At 68.1% G+C, this 16,232-nt stretch carries 16 protein-coding genes and 1 pseudogene; 12 read left to right on the forward strand and 5 right to left on the reverse strand.

The features are described 5' to 3' along the window. Nucleotides 1-48 precede the first annotated feature (48 nt). Together GC150_02135 and GC150_02140 are read left to right on the forward strand one after the other, a co-directional pair. Nucleotides 49-1,482, forward strand: coding sequence for an FAD-binding protein (locus GC150_02135; GenBank protein MBI1383700.1), 1,434 nt, complete (start codon nt 49-51; stop codon nt 1,480-1,482). Continuing rightward, on the forward strand, nt 1,482-1,967 hold the full coding sequence (locus tag GC150_02140; protein ID MBI1383701.1) for a GNAT family acetyltransferase: 486 nt from the start codon (nt 1,482-1,484) through the stop codon (nt 1,965-1,967). The genes GC150_02135 and GC150_02140 overlap by 1 nt, the downstream gene beginning before the upstream one ends. 7 nt (nt 1,968-1,974) lie before the next feature. Here the strand turns inward: GC150_02140 and GC150_02145 are convergent, their stop codons facing one another. Next, a complete protein-coding gene (locus tag GC150_02145) occupies nt 1,975-2,655 on the reverse strand; it encodes an SOS response-associated peptidase (GenBank protein MBI1383702.1) in 681 nt (226 codons plus the stop codon). Between the two features lie 104 nt (nt 2,656-2,759). Here GC150_02145 and GC150_02150 point away from each other — a divergent pair, with 104 nt between their 5' ends. From GC150_02150 to GC150_02190, 9 genes are all read left to right on the forward strand, one after another. After that, a complete protein-coding gene (locus GC150_02150) occupies nt 2,760-3,212 on the forward strand; it encodes an NUDIX domain-containing protein (GenBank protein MBI1383703.1) in 453 nt (150 codons plus the stop codon). 104 nt (nt 3,213-3,316) lie between these two features. Continuing rightward, nucleotides 3,317-3,730 (forward strand): TIGR02301 family protein, encoded by a 414-nt coding sequence (locus tag GC150_02155; GenBank protein ID MBI1383704.1) that lies wholly within the window; start codon nt 3,317-3,319, stop codon nt 3,728-3,730. A gap of 135 nt (nt 3,731-3,865) precedes the next feature. Further along, complete coding sequence (locus GC150_02160; protein MBI1383705.1) at nt 3,866-4,111, forward strand: hypothetical protein; 246 nt, start codon at nt 3,866-3,868, stop codon at nt 4,109-4,111. Between the two features lie 120 nt (nt 4,112-4,231). Next, on the forward strand, nt 4,232-5,164 hold the full coding sequence (locus GC150_02165) for a histone deacetylase family protein (protein MBI1383706.1): 933 nt from the start codon (nt 4,232-4,234) through the stop codon (nt 5,162-5,164). A 50-nt stretch (nt 5,165-5,214) separates the two neighbouring features. Then, nucleotides 5,215-5,472 (forward strand): exodeoxyribonuclease VII small subunit, encoded by a 258-nt coding sequence (locus tag GC150_02170; protein MBI1383707.1) that lies wholly within the window; start codon nt 5,215-5,217, stop codon nt 5,470-5,472. Between the two features lie 141 nt (nt 5,473-5,613). Next, a complete protein-coding gene (locus tag GC150_02175) occupies nt 5,614-7,521 on the forward strand; it encodes a S8 family serine peptidase (protein ID MBI1383708.1) in 1,908 nt (635 codons plus the stop codon). Between the two features lie 344 nt (nt 7,522-7,865). Continuing rightward, nucleotides 7,866-9,785 carry a 1-deoxy-D-xylulose-5-phosphate synthase gene (locus GC150_02180; protein MBI1383709.1) on the forward strand — a complete coding sequence of 640 codons (1,920 nt, stop codon included), beginning with the start codon at nt 7,866-7,868 and terminating at the stop codon, nt 9,783-9,785. An 85-nt stretch (nt 9,786-9,870) separates the two neighbouring features. After that, complete coding sequence (locus GC150_02185; GenBank protein ID MBI1383710.1) at nt 9,871-10,608, forward strand: TlyA family rRNA (cytidine-2'-O)-methyltransferase; 738 nt, start codon at nt 9,871-9,873, stop codon at nt 10,606-10,608. Between the two features lie 22 nt (nt 10,609-10,630). Continuing rightward, nucleotides 10,631-11,890 (forward strand): hypothetical protein, encoded by a 1,260-nt coding sequence (locus GC150_02190; GenBank protein MBI1383711.1) that lies wholly within the window; start codon nt 10,631-10,633, stop codon nt 11,888-11,890. Between the two features lie 21 nt (nt 11,891-11,911). Here GC150_02190 and GC150_02195 read toward each other — a convergent pair. Further along, nucleotides 11,912-12,634 (reverse strand): annotated as a pseudogene (locus GC150_02195) (NAD-dependent protein deacylase). Nucleotides 12,635-12,714: 80 nt separating this feature from the next. Here GC150_02195 and GC150_02200 point away from each other — a divergent pair. Then, nucleotides 12,715-13,758 (forward strand): methyltransferase domain-containing protein, encoded by a 1,044-nt coding sequence (locus GC150_02200; GenBank protein ID MBI1383712.1) that lies wholly within the window; start codon nt 12,715-12,717, stop codon nt 13,756-13,758. 23 nt (nt 13,759-13,781) lie between these two features. Here the strand turns inward: GC150_02200 and GC150_02205 are convergent, their stop codons facing one another. From GC150_02205 to aroC, 3 genes are read right to left on the reverse strand one after another with little or no spacing between them, the layout of a single operon-like run. After that, nucleotides 13,782-14,507, reverse strand: a complete 726-nt coding sequence (locus tag GC150_02205; protein ID MBI1383713.1) for a haloacid dehalogenase type II — start codon at nt 14,505-14,507, stop codon at nt 13,782-13,784. A 25-nt stretch (nt 14,508-14,532) separates the two neighbouring features. Next, on the reverse strand, nt 14,533-15,081 hold the full coding sequence (locus GC150_02210; protein MBI1383714.1) for a hypothetical protein: 549 nt from the start codon (nt 15,079-15,081) through the stop codon (nt 14,533-14,535). Then, entirely contained in the window at nt 15,078-16,184 is a 1,107-nt protein-coding gene (gene aroC, locus GC150_02215; protein MBI1383715.1) for a chorismate synthase, read from the reverse strand. Before aroC ends, GC150_02210 begins: the two co-directional genes overlap by 4 nt. Between the last annotated feature and the right edge of the window lie 48 nt (nt 16,185-16,232).

The following is a 16,232-nucleotide window of genomic DNA, read 5'->3' on the forward strand; positions in this document are numbered from 1 at the left end:
CGAGGTGGCATCGTGATCGGAGCCGGCGGCGAGAGAACAGGGGAAAGCATGCGCGACAACCGGCATCAACCGCCCGACGGGGAGGCGCTCGTCGCTCTCACCGCGATCGTCGGCGAGCGCCACGCTCTGACGGCGCCCGAGGACGTGGCACCGCATCTCGTCGAGTGGCGTGGCCTCTATCGTGGCAGGACCGCGATGGTGCTGCGCCCGGGCTCGACCGAGGAGGTCTCGCGCATTCTCGCGTTCGCCAACGAACGCCGCATCGCGGTCGTGCCGCAGGGCGGCAACACCGGTCTCGTCGGTGGACAGATCCCCTTCGAGCACGGCGGTGAGATCGTCCTCAGCCTCTCGCGCCTCAAGCGCATCCGCGACATCGATCCGGTCGGCAACACGATGGTGGTCGAGGCCGGTGTCACGCTCGAGGCGGCGCAAAAGGCGGCCGAGGGGGCGGGGCGCCTGCTCGCCCTCAGCCTCGCCTCGCAGGGAACCTGCCAGGTCGGCGGCAACCTTTCGACCAATGCCGGCGGCATCAATGTGCTGGCCTACGGCAACGCGCGCGACCAGGCGCTCGGGCTCGAGGTGGTGCTGGCGGATGGTCGCATCTGGAACGGCCTTCGGCGGCTGCGCAAGGACAACACCGGCTATGACCTGCGCGATCTCTTCATCGGCGCGGAGGGAACACTCGGGGTCATCACGGCCGCGACCCTCAAGCTCGCCGCGCGGCCGCTCGCGACGGTGACGGCGATCGCCGGCATTTCCTCTCCGCAGGCGGCGGCGGCGCTTTTTTCGCGGGCGCGTGACGCATCGGGTCCGACGCTCACCGCATTCGAGATCATGCCGCGGATCGGCATCGAGTTCGTGCTCCGCCATCTGCCCGGCGCGCGTGATCCGCTCGCCGGCCGGCACGACTGGTACGTGCTGATGGACCTCGTCAGCCTCTCTCCGAGCGACGATGCGAGCCAGCGGATGGAGGATATCCTCGCCGGAGCGATCGAAGCGGGGGACGTCGAGGATGCCGCGATCGCAAGCTCGAAGGCCCAGTCGGCGGCGCTCTGGAGCCTCAGGGAAAACCTCTCGGAGATGCAGCGTCATGAAGGCGGAAGTATAAAGAACGACGTCTCCGTGCCCGTCGCCAGGGTGCCGGAGCTGCTGACGCGCGCGGACGCCGTCGTGGCGGCGATGATGCCCGGTGCCCGGCCCGTCGCGTTCGGGCACTTCGGCGACGGCAACATCCACTACAACATCTCGCAGCCGGTCGGCGCGGACGCGGCGGCTTTCATGGCGCGCTGGCAGGAGGTGACGGAGGCGGTCGGCGAGGTCGTGCTCGGGCTCGACGGCTCGATCAGCGCCGAGCATGGCATCGGACGCCAGAAGCGCGAGAAGCTCGCGGAACTCAAGGCAGGCACGGAGATCGAACTGATGCGGGCGATAAAATCGGCGCTCGATCCCAACGGGATCCTCAATCCGGGAAAGGTGGTCTGATGAACGGCACCGAACCGGCAACGGAGCTGACCGTGCATCCGGTCCGCGACCACGAGGTGGCGGTCGTTGTCGCGCTCTGGGAGGTCTGCGGCCTGACGCGCCCGTGGAACGACCCGATGCGCGACATCGCCTTTGCGCGAAGCGGCCCCAATTCAGATGTCCTCGTCGGGCTCGCGGGTGGCAGGCTGGTGGCGAGCGCCATGGTCGGTCACGACGGGCACCGTGGCGCGGTCTATTATCTTTCCGTTCTCCCCGAACTGCAGGGACGAGGTTTCGGGCGCGTGCTGATGACGGCGATCGAGGCGTGGATGCGCGAACGGGGCGTCTGGAAAATCAACCTGCTGGTCAGGGAGGGGAACGAGGCAGTCCTCGACTTCTACGACGCGCTCGGTTTCGAGGTGGAGGGATCGGTGCAACTCGGCAAATGGCTCGAGCCCAAGCGCGGCGCGCCGCCGCCGCCGCCAAAGCTGCCGCGGCGCGGTTGACGTCAGCTCAGAAAAGCTCCCCGTCGGGGGAGGCGATGAGTTCCGGTCCCTCGTTGCGGGCGTTGTTGAGCGCGCGGTTGACCGGCCGGCAGGAGAGGAAGTCATCCGGGGCGGCGCGCATCAGGTTCGCGGCCTCGCGGGCATCGGTGCCGCGACAATCGAGCCAGGCGTCGAAATCCTGCGGCGCGAGGATCACGGGCATGCGGTCGTGGATTGCCGCCACCAGCCGGTTCGGCTGCGTGGTCAGGATGGCCATCGAATCGATCTCGCTGCCGTCGGCGCCGAGCCAGGTCTCCCAGAGGCCGGCGAGCCCCATGGGGCCGCCCGAGGCGGGTGCAAATAGGTGTGGCTGGCGCTCGCTCTTGGGCCCCGACCATTCGTAGAACCCATCGGCCGGCACGATGCAGCGGCGGTGGCGCATCGCGGCTCGGAAGGAGGGCTTTTCGAGCACCGTCTCACTGCGTGCGTTGATCATCATCGGCAACTTCGCGAGATCCTTTGCCCAGGATGGGATCAGCCCCCAGCGAACGAGTGTGAAGCGCCGTTCGCCATCGTGATCGATCCTGACGATGCCGGCCGGCTGGCTCGGGGCGATGTTGTAGCGCGGGGGGAAGTTGGGATGATTGATGAAGCGGAAGACCTGGCGCACGGCCTCGGGCGGTGTGGTGAGATTGTAGCGCGAGCACATCGGGGGCCTCCGGCGGCATGGCCGACCGGCTGGATCGCCGGCCGGCGCGACGATAGCGTAACGCGCGGATCGACCAAACCCGCAAGCGGGGCGCGAGACGGAACATGACGGTGGAAGGCGGACAACCAGGGTGGCCGCGAGTGGCCGCGAGCGTGGCGGTGTTCCGGTCGGTCTCATGCCGAGAGGTGCTGCTTGTGAAGCGGGCGGCGGGGCCGGCGGCAGGGCTGTGGTCGCTGCCCGGTGGAAAGATCGAGCCCGGAGAGGTGGCGCGCGATGCGGCGCTTCGCGAACTCGCCGAGGAAACCGGGGTGCGGGCGCGCCTATGCGGCCTCGTCGACGTCGCCGAAGTGATCCGCCGCGGCACCGATGGCGGTCTCCTGGCCCACTATGCCATCGTCGTCTTCACTGGGCTCCTCGAATGGGGCGAGGTCCGGGCGGGGAGCGATGCGGCCGAGGCGGGCTGGCTTGACGTCGGGGCTTTGGACGGCGTGGCGGCCACCGATGGGCTCGCGGCGATCGTCAGCGCGGCGGCGCGCCGCATCACGAAGCATCGGTGATCCGACACCGGCGAAACGAGCGGCCTTTGCCGGCATTGCCTTGCGGCGGTCACAACCACGGCTATGCTGACCGGCGAATCCGCAGGCCCGGGAGCACGGCATCGATGGTCGCAAGGCAAACCGCCGGACGAACCGCACGCTTTGCGCGAGGCGCGACGCTCGGGCTCGCAGTGGCCGCGATGTCGGCCATCGGCGCGCCGGCGCGCGGCGAAGAGGTCACCAAGCCCTACGACACTCAGTTGCTGCGCTTGTCCGAGATTTTGGGGGCCGTCCACTATCTGCGGGCGCTCTGCGGTTTCGAGGAGGGGCAGGTGTGGCGCGAACAGATGCTGGGGGTGATCGAATCGGAAGGCTCATCGCCGTTGAGGAAGGTGCGCTTCACGCAGAGTTTCAACCGTGGATACCGCAGCTACCAGCGCACCTACCGGCGCTGCAACCGTTCCGCCGAGACGGCACTCACCCGCTTCCTGGCGGAAGGTCGCGAGATCGCCGAGACCCTCGCCAAGGAATATGAATAGCGCTTCGCGAACAGCCTTCAGCGAGGGATTTACCGTGCCCGTGGAGCGCGGTCGCCTCGCTCACGTGATCTGCTAGGGTCCGCCTGCGAGCGACGGATATCTCGGCCGATCGGCCGCGCGGAGGACCTGGGCGCGATGGCATTGAACGATCATGGCGAACCGGGGCGGGCGAGCGACGAGGCGTTGCGCTTCATCCTCGAAGCCTGGGAAATGGCGATCGACGAAGGCCTCGATGCCGACGATCTCGCCAATGCGGCACTGTTTGCGGCACTCGCCGATCTGGTGGCGGCCTATGGCGAAGCCAATGTGGTGCGCTTGGCAGAGGGCTTGGCGCGGCGCATCGAGCAGGGTGAGTTCACGCTCAGCCGCGTCCTGCAGTAGCCAGCCGGCCCGTCCCGTCGCAGGCGGATGTGGCAATCGGGCGGTGGCGATTGAAACCGTCGTGATGCCGGCTATGCTCGCGTGCGTGCGCCGAGCGCGCGCGGCAAAGAGGTTTCCGCCATGAGCACCCTCTACATCACCGATCCCGTCTTTCTCGAGCACGACACCGGCCCGGGACATCCCGAGCGACCCGATCGGCTCCGGGCGATCGAAAAGGTGCTCGGTCACGAGATTTTCGCCGGGCTCGAACGCAGGCGCGCGACGCCGAGCGACGAGGAGACGATCGCGCGGGCGCATCCGCAGGCTTACATCGACGAGATCAAGCGTCGGGTGCCAGCGAGCGGACACGTGCGGCTCGACCCTGACACGGTGCTCTCACCTGGTAGCTGGAAGGCCGGGCTCAATGCGGTCGGGGCGGCGGTCGCGGCGGTCGATGCCGTCGTCGCGGGCGAGGCGGGCAACGCCTTCTGCGCCGTTCGCCCGTGCGGCCATCATGCCGAAGCCGTCCGGCCGATGGGGTTCTGCTTTCTCTCGAACGTCGCCATCGCGGCGCATCACGCCCGGGCGCGGCACGGGCTCGAACGTGTCGCGGTGCTCGATTTCGACGTCCACCACGGCAACGGTACACAGGACATCTTCTGGTCCGATCCCGATCTCTTCCTTGCCTCGTCGCACCAGATGCCGCTCTTTCCGGGCACCGGCGCCACCAGTGAAACCGGGGTCGGCAACATCTTCAACGCGCCACTGCGCTCCGGTGACGGCGGCGAAGCGTTCCGCGAGGCCTGGAACGACGTCTTGCTGCCGGCGCTCGAAGCCTTCCGGCCCGATCTCGTACTCGTTTCGGCCGGATTCGACGCGCACCGCGACGACCCGCTCGCCAGCCTCGCCCTGGTCGAGGACGATTTCCGCTGGATCACCTCGAAAATTGTGGACGTGGCGGACCGTCACTGTGGCGGGCGCGTCGTTTCCGTGCTCGAAGGCGGCTATGACCTCACGGCGCTGGCAAAGTCCGTCGGGGTGCACGTCAAGGTGCTGATGGACGCGGCGTCCTGAGTGGGGCGGGTGACAGATCGGCGGGAAACGGGCCGGCACGGGAGGCACGTATGGCCAAGGAAAGCGCGGCACCGGACGTTGGCAGCCTGAGCTACGAGCGTGCGCTCCAGGAGCTGGAGCAGATCGTCGGGCGGCTCGAGCGCGGCGACGTGGCCCTCGAGGAATCCATCGCCATCTACGAGCGCGGGGCGTTGCTCCGGGCCCATTGCGAGCGCCTGCTGCGTCAGGCCGAGGAAAAGGTCGAGAAGCTGACCTTCGATGGCTCCGGCAAGCCGGCTGGCACCACACCACTCGATGTCGAGCGCTGAGCCGATCGGTTCGAGCTTGCAACGGCGACAAGCGGTTGCTCTGTACATTCCGCAAGGGTATTCTGAATGACATTCAGCATCGGCGGGGCATGGAGGCCGTCGAGGGGAGGGCACTGTCGCAAGTCGATGGAGTGACCCGCAATGACTGTTCATTTCGTTTCAGGCCGCCGTGTCCTGGCGGCCGCCTGCCTCGCTGCACTGATGTTTGGGCCGGCGGCGGGCGGAGACACCAGACTGCCCATCCGCGTCGCGCAAAGCGGCGTCGACGACATCAACCGAATGTTGAACGGCGCGCCGCCGGCCGGAGAGCAGCGCCAGCCATCCCCGGTGACGCCGCAACCCGCGACGCCACCGCTCGCCAGCCCGCCTTCGGCACCGGCAATTCCACCAGCTGCCAGTGTGCCGTCACCTCCCGAGGGGTTGCCTGTTCCGACCGAGACGGCCGAACTGCCGCCGGGCTCGCTGCAGGACCTTCCCAAGTCGATCGACGAGATTTCCGCGCCAACGCTGCCGGCGCGAACCCGTTCCATGCCGAAACCAGGCAAGACCGTGTCTCACGCCGGCGTCTCGAACCAGCTCGTCGCGGTCAAGTTCGCGGACGGGCTACCCGTTCTCGTCACCAAGACGGCCGAGGGTACCTTGCGCTTCCTGCTGCGCCGCCGGCTGTCCGAGGTGAGCGCGGCGGATGCCAAGCGCTTCGATCGCCTCGCGCTGAGCGAAGCCGAAGTCATCGCGCAACTCGATGAAATCAGCAAATCCGGCGAGATCGTCAATGCGGCGGACGTCACGTCGCTCTTTGCCGCCAGCGTCGATGAACTGGACAGGCAGCGCGAAGCGGGTGAACGGCGGAGCGGGCGCGAACTCTCCGACCTCACGAATTACTTCCTCATTCGCCTCGTGAAACCCGATGGCAACGCGGCGGCGACATTCGCCGATCGGCTCAACACCTTCACGTTCGTCGAGATCGCTTACCTGCCGCCACTGCCGGCGCCGCCCCCGGACATCGCCCCGCCGACACCCAACTTCTCCATTGGCCAGCTCATGTACTTTCCGAGCCCCAACGGGCTCGACTTCACCTATGCCCGCCGGTTTTCCGGCGGAGACGGTCGCGGCGTGACGGTGGTCGACATCGAGCGGGACCGACGCAACACGCACGAGGACGCCAAGGCGGCCGTGTTCGATCTGGGCATCCGATCCGGCGCACAAGGCGACATCGATCACGGTACGGCCGTTGCCTGCATCCTGACCGGCCTCGACGACCGGGCGGGCGTGGTCGGTGGGGCGCCGGGTGCGCGTTTCGGGTTCGTCTCGCCCGGCTCGGGCATCACATACAACCTCGCGAACGGGATCAACACGGCATCCCTCAGACTCTCGTTCGGCGACGTCATCTTGATCGAGCAGCAGTCGTGGGGGCCGAACAGCTGCTGCAATCCGGGGCCCTGCGGTTGCACGGGACCACTCGATCAGACGGGGTGCGTGCCGGTGGAATGGAACAATCCGGCCGTCTTCAGCGCAATCCAGACCGCGGTTGCCATCGGGATCACGGTGGTCGAGCCGGCCGGAAACGGCAATGGCCAGAACCTCGACGATGCAACGACATACGCTAGCACCTTCGATAGAACGCAGAACGATTCCGGCGCCATCTTCGTTGCTTCGCGCACAGCGCTCGGTCGGCGGGTCAACCCGAGTTCGAATTTCGGCTCGCGCATCGACGTTCACGCCCAGGGCGAGCAGGTGGTGACCTGCGGCTATGGCGATCTGACGGTCCAAGGAGCGCAGGCCGACCGCGACCAACACTACACCCGGTTCTTCGGTGGGACGTCGAGTGCCTCGGCGATCGTCGCGGCCGGAGTGACGGTGGTTCAGGGTGTTGCCGGGCAATTGCCGCTCGATCCGCTCCGGTTGCGCCAGCTCTTGGCGCTCACCGGCGTGCGGAACGGGGATTTCAATACGAACCCCAACCGCATCGGTACGCAGCCGGACCTGCGAAGGATGCTCGATCTGATCACTTCGCCAAATTTTGCCGGCCGGCTGTCCAGCGTTCGCTGACGGGGCCGGACCGAGGTCGGATGCCATGCCGAACGTATTGGGTTCAACGGCCCAGTGATCCGGCATCGGGGCGCGAGCGAACACATGCTGATCGCATAAGGACAGGGGTTGCGGGAGGCGCACCTGTGACCCCATCGCAATTCGCGGCCTCGAGGCTTTACTTCGTGGTGTGAGACGGCTGAAGTAGCTGACCATCGCGAGCGTAACGCGCGAGATAGAGTGTGCCGTGCGATGGCATTCGACTACGTCGCCCCCCACGTGTGCGGGGCGACGGTTCGTGTCCGGTCCGGGTTTCGTGCTCGGCAGGCCGTGCCGCCGGTATCGCTGCGAAAGGACTGAGCCACGTGACCCACACTCCGCTGCTCGATCAAGTCGTCTATCCGCACGACCTTCGCGAGAAGATCGCCGAACAGGACCTGCCGCAGTTCGCGGCCGAGCTGCGGCGCGAAGTGATCGAGGCCGTGTCGATCACCGGAGGCCATCTCGGGGCGGGGCTCGGCGTCGTCGAGCTGACGACGGCCATCCACTACGTGTTCGATACGCCGGCGGACAAGCTCATCTTCGACGTCGGCCACCAGTGCTATCCGCACAAGATCCTGACCGGCCGGCGCGACCGCATTCGCACGCTGCGCATGGGCGGCGGGCTTGCCGGCTTCACCAAGCGGGCCGAGAGCGCCTATGACGATTTCGGGGCCGCGCACTCCTCGACCTCGATTTCGGCGGGCCTCGGCATGGCGGTGGCGCGCGATCTCTCGGGCGGCGACAACCACGTGGTCTGCGTCATCGGCGATGGGGCGATGAGCGCTGGCATGGCGTACGAAGCCATGAACAACGCCGGCGCCATGGACAAGCGGCTCATCGTCATCCTCAACGACAACGACATGTCGATCGCGCCGCCGACCGGGGCGCTCAGCCTCTATCTCGCGCGGCTGACCTCGAGCGGCACCTATCTCAAGATCCGGGACTGGGCCAAGCAGATCGCCCGCCAGCTGCCCAAGAGCTGGGAGCGCCGGGCGGCGCGGGCCGAGGAATACACCCGCAATTTCTGGTCGGGCGGCACGCTCTTCGAGGAACTCGGCTTCTATTACGTCGGGCCGATCGACGGGCACGACTTCGACCATCTGCTGCCGGTCCTGCGCAATGCGCGCGATGCCAATGTCGGGCCGATCCTCGTTCACTGCGTGACGCAGAAGGGCAAGGGCTACGCTCCGGCGGAAAGCTCGGCCGACAAGTACCACGGCGTTTCGCGTTTCAACGTCGTGACGGGCGCGCAGGAGAAGTCCAAGCCGAACGCGCCGTCCTACACCAAGGTCTTCGCACAGAGCCTCATCAAGGAGGCGGAAAAGGACGACAGGATCGTCGCCGTGACGGCCGCGATGCCGTCGGGCACCGGCCTCGACCTCTTCGGCAAGGCCTTTCCGGATCGCTGCTTCGATGTCGGCATCGCCGAGCAGCATGCCGTCACCTTCTGCGGGGGGCTCGCGACCCAGGGCTACAAGCCGTTCGCGGCGATCTACTCCACCTTCCTGCAGCGCGGCTACGACCAGGTGGTGCACGACATCGCCATCCAGCGCCTGCCGGTGCGTTTTGCGATCGACCGGGCGGGGCTCGTCGGGGCGGACGGGCCGACGCACGCAGGCGCCTTCGACGTCGCCTATCTCGGCTGCCTGCCCGGCTTCGTGCTGATGGCGGCGGGCGACGAGGCCGAACTCGTCCACATGGTCGCGACGGCGGCCGCAATCGACGACCGGCCGAGCGCCGTGCGCTATCCGCGCGGCGAGGGCATGGGCGTCGAGATGCCGCAAGCGGGCGTACCGCTCGAGATCGGGCGCGGCCGTATTCTGCGCGAGGGGACGTCGGTGGCGCTGCTCTCGTTCGGGACGCGGCTCGGCGAGTGTCTGCTCGCGGCCGACCGGCTCGCTGCGTTCGGGCTCTCGACGACGGTTGCCGACGCGCGCTTTGCCAAGCCACTCGACGAGGATCTGGTGCGGCGGCTGGTGCGCGAGCACGAGGTGCTGATCACCGTGGAGGAAGGCTCGGTCGGCGGTTTCGGCTCGTTCGTGCTGCAATACCTGGCGACCTGCGGCCTGCTCGATACCGGCGTCAAGGTGCGCCCGATGGTGCTGCCGGACGTGTTCATCGACCAGGACAAACCCGAAGCGATGTACCGGATCGCCGGGCTCGACGCCGACGGCATCGTCGCGCAGGTGCTCGCCGCGCTCGGTCGCGAGATGCTGGGCGCGGAGGCCGGTCACCGGGCTTGACGGCGCCCATTGCGGTTCCATCGTCTCCGGGGTGAGCCGCGCGTGCGTGGGCCAGCCTTCGAGCGCGGTGGCGCGAGGAGGCCTCTTGGGGACACGGTTGGATGTGGCGCTCGTCGAGCGTGGCCTGGTTCGGTCCCGGGCCCAGGCCCGCGACCTCATTCGTCGCGGCCTGGTCTCGGTCGATGGCACCGTCGAGCGCCGACCGGCCCGGGCGATCCAGGAGGCGCAGTCGCTCTCGGTCGGGGGCGATGCGGCGCGGCGCGTCTCGCGGGGCGGCGAGAAGCTGGCGGCGGCCCTGGCGGCCTTCGATCTTTCTCCCGAGGGGTGCGTGGCGGTCGATCTCGGCGCCTCGACGGGTGGTTTCACCGAGGTGCTGCTGGAAGCGGGTGCAAGGCGCGTCTACGCCGTCGATGTCGGGCATGGCCAGCTCCATCCCGCGATTGCCGCCGATCCGCGGGTCGTCACGCTCGAAGGCACGGATGTGCGCGATCTCGACGCGCGGCTCGTGCCCGAACCGGTTCAGGCGATCGTTGCCGATCTCAGTTTCATCTCGCTGACGCTGGCGGTGGGGCCCGCGCTCGGATTGGCGGCGCCGGGGGCCTGGTCGATCGCCCTCGTCAAGCCGCAGTTCGAGGCCGGGCGCGAGCATGTCGGCAAGGGCGGCATCGTGCGCGACGCTGGTGCGCGCGCGGCGGCCGTCGAAGGCGTTGCACGGTTTCTGGCGGGCAACGGCTGGAGGGAGGTCGGGCGCATCGTCTCGCCGATCGAGGGCGGCAGCGGCAACGAGGAATGGCTCCTCGGCGCGATCAACGATGCGGTGTGAGCCGACGCGAGAGGTGGCGAGTTTGACGAAAGAGCGCGCGTTTTCATCGGTCCGGGTCGAATTCGATATCGTCGCCCTCGGGGCCGACGGGGACGGGATCGCTGCGAGCGATCACGGGTCCGTGTTCGTGCCCTTTTCGCTGCCTGGTGAGCGGGTCTCGGCCTCGGTTGTGGGAGCGCGGGCGGGCGATGTGCGGATCATCCGGCCGTCGCCGGACCGTGTGCGGCCGGTTTGCCGGCATTTCGGGCGGTGCGGGGCCTGCGCGGTGCAGCATTTCGCCGGACCGGCCTATGCCGACTGGAAACGCGATCTCGTCGTGCGTGCGCTCGAACGGGCGGGGATTGCCGGTGAGGTTCGCCCGCTCTGGGTCGCCCCCGATGCGAGCCGGCGGCGGGCGGCGCTCAAGGTCCGCCGGACGCGCTCGGGCGTGTTGCTCGGCTATTCGGTGGCCCGCACGCACGACATCGTCGATGCCCTCGAATGCCCGGTTCTCGAGCCCCGGATCGTCGCCGCGTTGCCCGGGCTGCGGCAGATGCTTCGGGGTCTTCTCGGCCGCAGCGGGCAGGCGGATGTGATGGTGACGGCGGCCGACAACGGACTCGACCTCGCGATCACGGGTCCGGCCGGGCTCGCCGACGACATCGAGCGGCTCGGCGAACTGGCGAGCGTGGCGGGTGGGCTCGACATTGCCCGGGTGACGATCGCGGGCGAGACCGTTTACCAGCGGGCTCAGCCGAGCGTCGCGATCGGACGAAGCGTGGTTCCCCTGCCCCCGGCGCCTTTCCTGCAGGCGGTCGCGGCGGCCGAAGCGGTGCTGGCGAACGAGGTTGTGGCGGGGCTCGCGGGGGCCGGCAAGGTCGCCGATCTCTTTTGCGGGGTCGGACCTTTCGCGCTGCGGCTCGCGGAAGGTGCCGAGGTGCTGGCCGCCGATCAGGATGCCTCGGCGCTCGTTGCGCTCCGGCGGGCGGCGGACGGGTCGAGCGGGCTCAAGCCGATCCGGACGCTGCGCCGCGACCTGATGCGCGAGCCGCTCGATCGCAAAGCGCTCGCCGCGTTCGACGGTGTGGTGATCGATCCGCCGAGGGCTGGCGCACGGGCCCAGGTTGCCGAGATCGCGGCCTCCGGCCTTGCCCGCGTGGTTATGGTCTCGTGCGCTCCGGCGGCCTTTGCGCGCGACGCTGAAGTTCTGGTCGGGGCCGGGTTCGTGATGGGGCCTGTTCTGCCTGTCGACCAGTTCCGCTACAGCGTCCACCTCGAGGTGGTTGCCGCATTCCGGCGCTGAGCTGGCCGTAAGGTGAAAGACTCAGTCCCGATCGATCACCCCGCTCGCCAAATAGCGATCGACGAAGGCGGGCACGATCCTGGAGGCTGGGCCGTGGTGGGCATGGTCGAATGCCTGTGCGCCATCCGAGGGCTCGAGGTTGAGTTCGAGGGTGCGGGCGCCGGTGTCGCGGGCGATCCGCACGAAGCCCGCGGCCGGATAGACGCTGCCGCTGGTGCCGATGGAGATGAACAGGTCGGTGGTGGCGAGCAGACCCATGATGCGATCCATGTGCTATGGGATCTCGCCGAACCAGACGACGTCGGGCCTGAGGCCGCCGGCAATGCCGCAGGCCGGACAGACGAGCGAGGTCGAGAGTTCGGCCGGGCTGTCGCCGCGCCCGCCGCAGCCGTTGCAGAGCATGCGGGCGAGTTCGCCGTGCATGTGTATGACGCGGATGGATCCGGCCTGCTCGTGTAGGTTGTCGATGTTCTGGGTAACGATGGTCACGTGGCCGGGGTGCTCACGCTCGAGACGGGCGAGGGCATGATGGGCGGGATTGGGAAGGGCGGAGCTGCCATGGGCGCGGCGAGCGTTGCAGAATTCGTGCACGAGGTCGGGGTTGCGCGCGAAGCCTTCGGGCGTCGCCACCTCCTCGAGGTCGTAGCGGGTCCAGATGCCACCCTCGTCGCGGAAGGTGCCGAGCCCGGATTCAGCCGAAATCCCGGCACCGGTGAGGATCAGGATGGTCTCGGGTTTCGCCATGGGTTCGTCTTCCGACTGAATAGCGGTTCCAGTGGTGTCACAAACGGTCGGACGGAAGCGACCTGCCGGGAGGATCGAGGATGAGGGAACCGATCGCAAGTGCCTTGCAGCTCGCCGACCAGGCCGTCAAGGTGGCGGCCTTTGCCGCGCTCCAGGAAGTCGTGCGGCGGGCGGACCGGCGCAGACCCGCGGGCAAGGCGAGCGAATACCGAACACCGCACCCGGTGCCGGAGCGCAGAGAGATCACCGCCGCCCTGCGGGCCCTCCTCGAGAGCGACGCCCGGGCGGTCGGCGAAGGATTGTGGCCAGCGACGCTCGGGCCCGGTCAATCGGTCGCGCGGATCGCCAACGGCATCATGGGGCTCCTCGCGGATGTCCCACGCGCTGCCGACCGGCGCCGCTCGGGAGAAGCGCGCGGCGCGCGCGAACTGCCGGGTGCCGATAATCTTCCAGACTACTTCGTCCAGGATTTCCACTTCCAGGATGGAGGCTATCTCACCGGAAACTCGGCGCGGCTCTACGATCTCCAGGTCGAGACGCTGTTCTCGGGGACGGCGGCGGCGATGCGCCGCCAGGCGATCCGGCCGATCGTGGAACACGTGAGGGGCCGCGACCAGCGCACGCTCCACCTGCTCGATGTCGCCTGTGGCACGGGGCGCTTCCTCGGAGACGTGCTCGGCGCCCTGCCCGCGATCGCGGCGACGGGCATCGATCTTTCCGCTCCCTATATCGAGGAGGCCGGGCGCCACCTCGGGCGGCGGCGCAACCTGACGCTCCGTGTGGCGAATGCAGAGGATATTCCGGAAGGCGAGGCGAGCCACGACGTTCTGACGTGCGTTTATCTCTTCCACGAGCTGCCGCGGGGCGTTCGGCGCACGGTGATCGGGGAAATGGCGCGGGTGTTGAAGCCCGGGGGGCTGCTGGTCCTGGTCGACTCCCTCCAGTGGGACGACGTGCCCGGCTGGAACGGGCTGCTCGATACGTTCCCCGAACGGTTCCACGAGCCCTATTACCGCGACTATCTTGGCGACGACCTCGATGGTGCCATGACGGCGGCGGGCCTTGTCGGTGTGGCGACGTGGCCCGCGTTCCTTTCCAAGGTGATGGTGCGGAGGCGGGCTTGACGGGCCGCATCCGGCGGCGCGGGTCAGCAGCCGAGAGCCTCGGCCAGCGCAGTGAAATCCTCCACGACGATGTCCCAAGCGCCGGTCGGGGCGAGATCGCTCGTCTGGTCCGGACCATGCTCACCGGCCCGCAGGACGAAGGCGGTGCGCATGCCGAGCGAGCGGGCCACGTCGAGATCGTCGTTGTGCGCGGCGACCATCACCGCCTCGCCGGGCGCATGAGCGAGGGCGCGCAGGTTCGCGAGATAGGCCTCGGGAAGGGGCTTGTATGCGCGCGCCGGTTCGGCACCGAGGATCACGTCCCACGGCAGGCCCGCCCGCCGCGCCATGGCAACCATGAGGGCGACATTGCCATTGGAGAGGGTGGCGAGGACATACCGGGGCTTCAGTCTCTGCAATCCGGCAACGACGTCGGGCCAGGGATCGAGGCGGTGCCAGGCGCGGGTGAGGTCGTCGATTTCACTCTCCGACAGGCCGGATATCCCTTCCTTCTCGAGGAGAAGAAGAAGACTCTCACGATGGAGCTGATCGAGGATGGTGAAGGGCCGGCGGCCCTCGCGTACGGCGGCCATGGCGGGTTGATAGAGGCCGCGCCAGGCATCGGCGAAGGCGATCCAGTCGCACGAGAGGCCGTGGCGGTCGCCGAAGGCGGTCAATTCGCGGATCACCGACGTGCGCCAGTCCACGACGGTTCCAAAGACATCGAAATGCAGACTTTTCAGTCCTTCGAGGTGCTTGGGCACGAGCATTCGATCCTCCTGGATGGGCAAGACCTCAGGACCTGTAGCGTTTCCAGAGCCACGCGAAGCGGCGATGGACCTCGGCAGGCGGCGGCGCGAACGGCTCCAGCTTGATGTGGACGACATTGTCCGAGGACATCGACCAGGGCAGCTTCATGAGGAGCCGCCACATGGCCACCCGGCGCCAGTCGGCGACGAGGGCATGGGCAAGGTCGCGATTGAGGTGGATCTGCAACTCCACGATTTCGAGGGAGCGGACCGCTTGCGTCACCAGTTTGATGTCGGCGATCGCCCGCCAGGCGATGATGCCGAAACCGTCGATGAAGATGCCGGGCTCGCCGGCGCCGAGGCGCGGGCGACGCTCGACGAGAGGAAAGTTATAATAGGCGACCGCGAGCAAGGCGACGGCGATGGTGAGTGCGATCGGATCGGGTCGGGCGGTGCACCATGCGGCGGCGAGGACGCCGGCCGCGAGAAAGGGATAGAACCGCTGGCTGGCGCGCCCCTTGGCGTAAGCGAGGGCGAAGCCCAAGCCATCGTCGGCCGAGCCTGCGCCGGGGGGTGGCTCGCGGGTCGACGTCATCCCTCTACCGGCGCCTCCCAATTCTGAGCGCGGGCGCGCAGGAGGTGGTCGGCGAGCACGATCGCCATCATCGCCTCGCCGACCGGCACGGCGCGTATCCCGACGCAAGGGTCGTGGCGGCCTTTCGTCATGATCTCGGTCTCGTTTCCATCCCTGTCGACAGTGCGGCGGGGCGTGAGGATCGATGATGTCGGTTTGACGGCGAAGCGCACGACCACATCCTGACCCGTGGAGATGCCGCCGAGGATGCCGCCGGCATGGTTCGAGAGGAAAACGGGGCGGCCTTCGTTGCCGGCACGCATCTCGTCGGCGTTTTCCTCTCCGCTGAGCGCGGCGGCAGCGAACCCCTCGCCGATCTCGACGCCCTTGACGGCGTTGATGCTCATCATGGCGGCGGCGAGGTCCTGATCGAGCTTACCATAGATGGGTGCGCCGAGGCCGGCGGGAACGCCCGTCGCGATAATCTCGACGACGGCGCCGATGGAGGAGCCGGACTTGCGCACGCCGTCGAGATAAGTCTCCCATTTGGCGGCGGCGACCGGGTCCGGGCAGAAGAAGGGGTTGCGGTCGACCTCGGCCCAGTCCCAGCGGGCGCGATCGATGCGGTGCGGGCCCATCTGCACGAGGGCGCCGCGCACCAGCATAGGGGCGATCACGGCGCGGGCAACGGCGCCGCCCGCAACACGGGCGGCCGTCTCGCGGGCCGAGGAACGACCGCCCCCGCGATAGTCGCGGACGCCGTACTTGACGTCGTAGACGTAGTCGGCGTGCCCGGGACGGTATTTGTCGCGGATGTCGGAATAGTCCTTCGAGCGCTGGTCGACGTTCTCGATGAGGAGGGAAATCGGGGCGCCGGTCGTCACCGGCCCGCCCGTGCGATCGTCCTCGAAGACGCCGGAGAGGATGCGAACGCTGTCGGGCTCGCGGCGCTGTGTGACGAAGCGGGACTGGCCGGGCTTTCGCCGATCGAGGAACGACTGGATCGCCTCCGGTGTGAGGGTGAGGCCGGCCGGGCAGCCGTCCACCACGCAGCCGAGCGCCGGGCCGTGGCTCTCGCCCCAGGTGGTGACGCGGAAAAGATGGCCGAAGGTGTTGTGCGACATGCGTTTCGTCCGGGGTCCGCTCGTTCGTTCGAGGCACGGTATCGGCGC

The organism is Hyphomicrobiales bacterium (assembly GCA_016125495.1).
Lineage (GTDB): Bacteria > Pseudomonadota > Alphaproteobacteria > Rhizobiales > RI-29 > RI-29.

Coding starts and splice junctions, on each gene's coding strand:
- GC150_02135 (MBI1383700.1), top strand. CDS start 49: ATGCGCGACAACCGGCATCAACCGCCCGACGGGGAGGCGCTCGTCGCT.
- GC150_02140 (MBI1383701.1), top strand. CDS start 1,482: ATGAACGGCACCGAACCGGCAACGGAGCTGACCGTGCATCCGGTCCGC.
- GC150_02145 (MBI1383702.1), bottom strand. CDS start 2,655: ATGTGCTCGCGCTACAATCTCACCACACCGCCCGAGGCCGTGCGCCAG.
- GC150_02150 (MBI1383703.1), top strand. CDS start 2,760: ATGACGGTGGAAGGCGGACAACCAGGGTGGCCGCGAGTGGCCGCGAGC.
- GC150_02155 (MBI1383704.1), top strand. CDS start 3,317: ATGGTCGCAAGGCAAACCGCCGGACGAACCGCACGCTTTGCGCGAGGC.
- GC150_02160 (MBI1383705.1), top strand. CDS start 3,866: ATGGCATTGAACGATCATGGCGAACCGGGGCGGGCGAGCGACGAGGCG.
- GC150_02165 (MBI1383706.1), top strand. CDS start 4,232: ATGAGCACCCTCTACATCACCGATCCCGTCTTTCTCGAGCACGACACC.
- GC150_02170 (MBI1383707.1), top strand. CDS start 5,215: ATGGCCAAGGAAAGCGCGGCACCGGACGTTGGCAGCCTGAGCTACGAG.
- GC150_02175 (MBI1383708.1), top strand. CDS start 5,614: ATGACTGTTCATTTCGTTTCAGGCCGCCGTGTCCTGGCGGCCGCCTGC.
- GC150_02200 (MBI1383712.1), top strand. CDS start 12,715: ATGAGGGAACCGATCGCAAGTGCCTTGCAGCTCGCCGACCAGGCCGTC.
- GC150_02205 (MBI1383713.1), bottom strand. CDS start 14,507: ATGCTCGTGCCCAAGCACCTCGAAGGACTGAAAAGTCTGCATTTCGAT.
- GC150_02210 (MBI1383714.1), bottom strand. CDS start 15,081: ATGACGTCGACCCGCGAGCCACCCCCCGGCGCAGGCTCGGCCGACGAT.
- aroC (MBI1383715.1), bottom strand. CDS start 16,184: ATGTCGCACAACACCTTCGGCCATCTTTTCCGCGTCACCACCTGGGGC.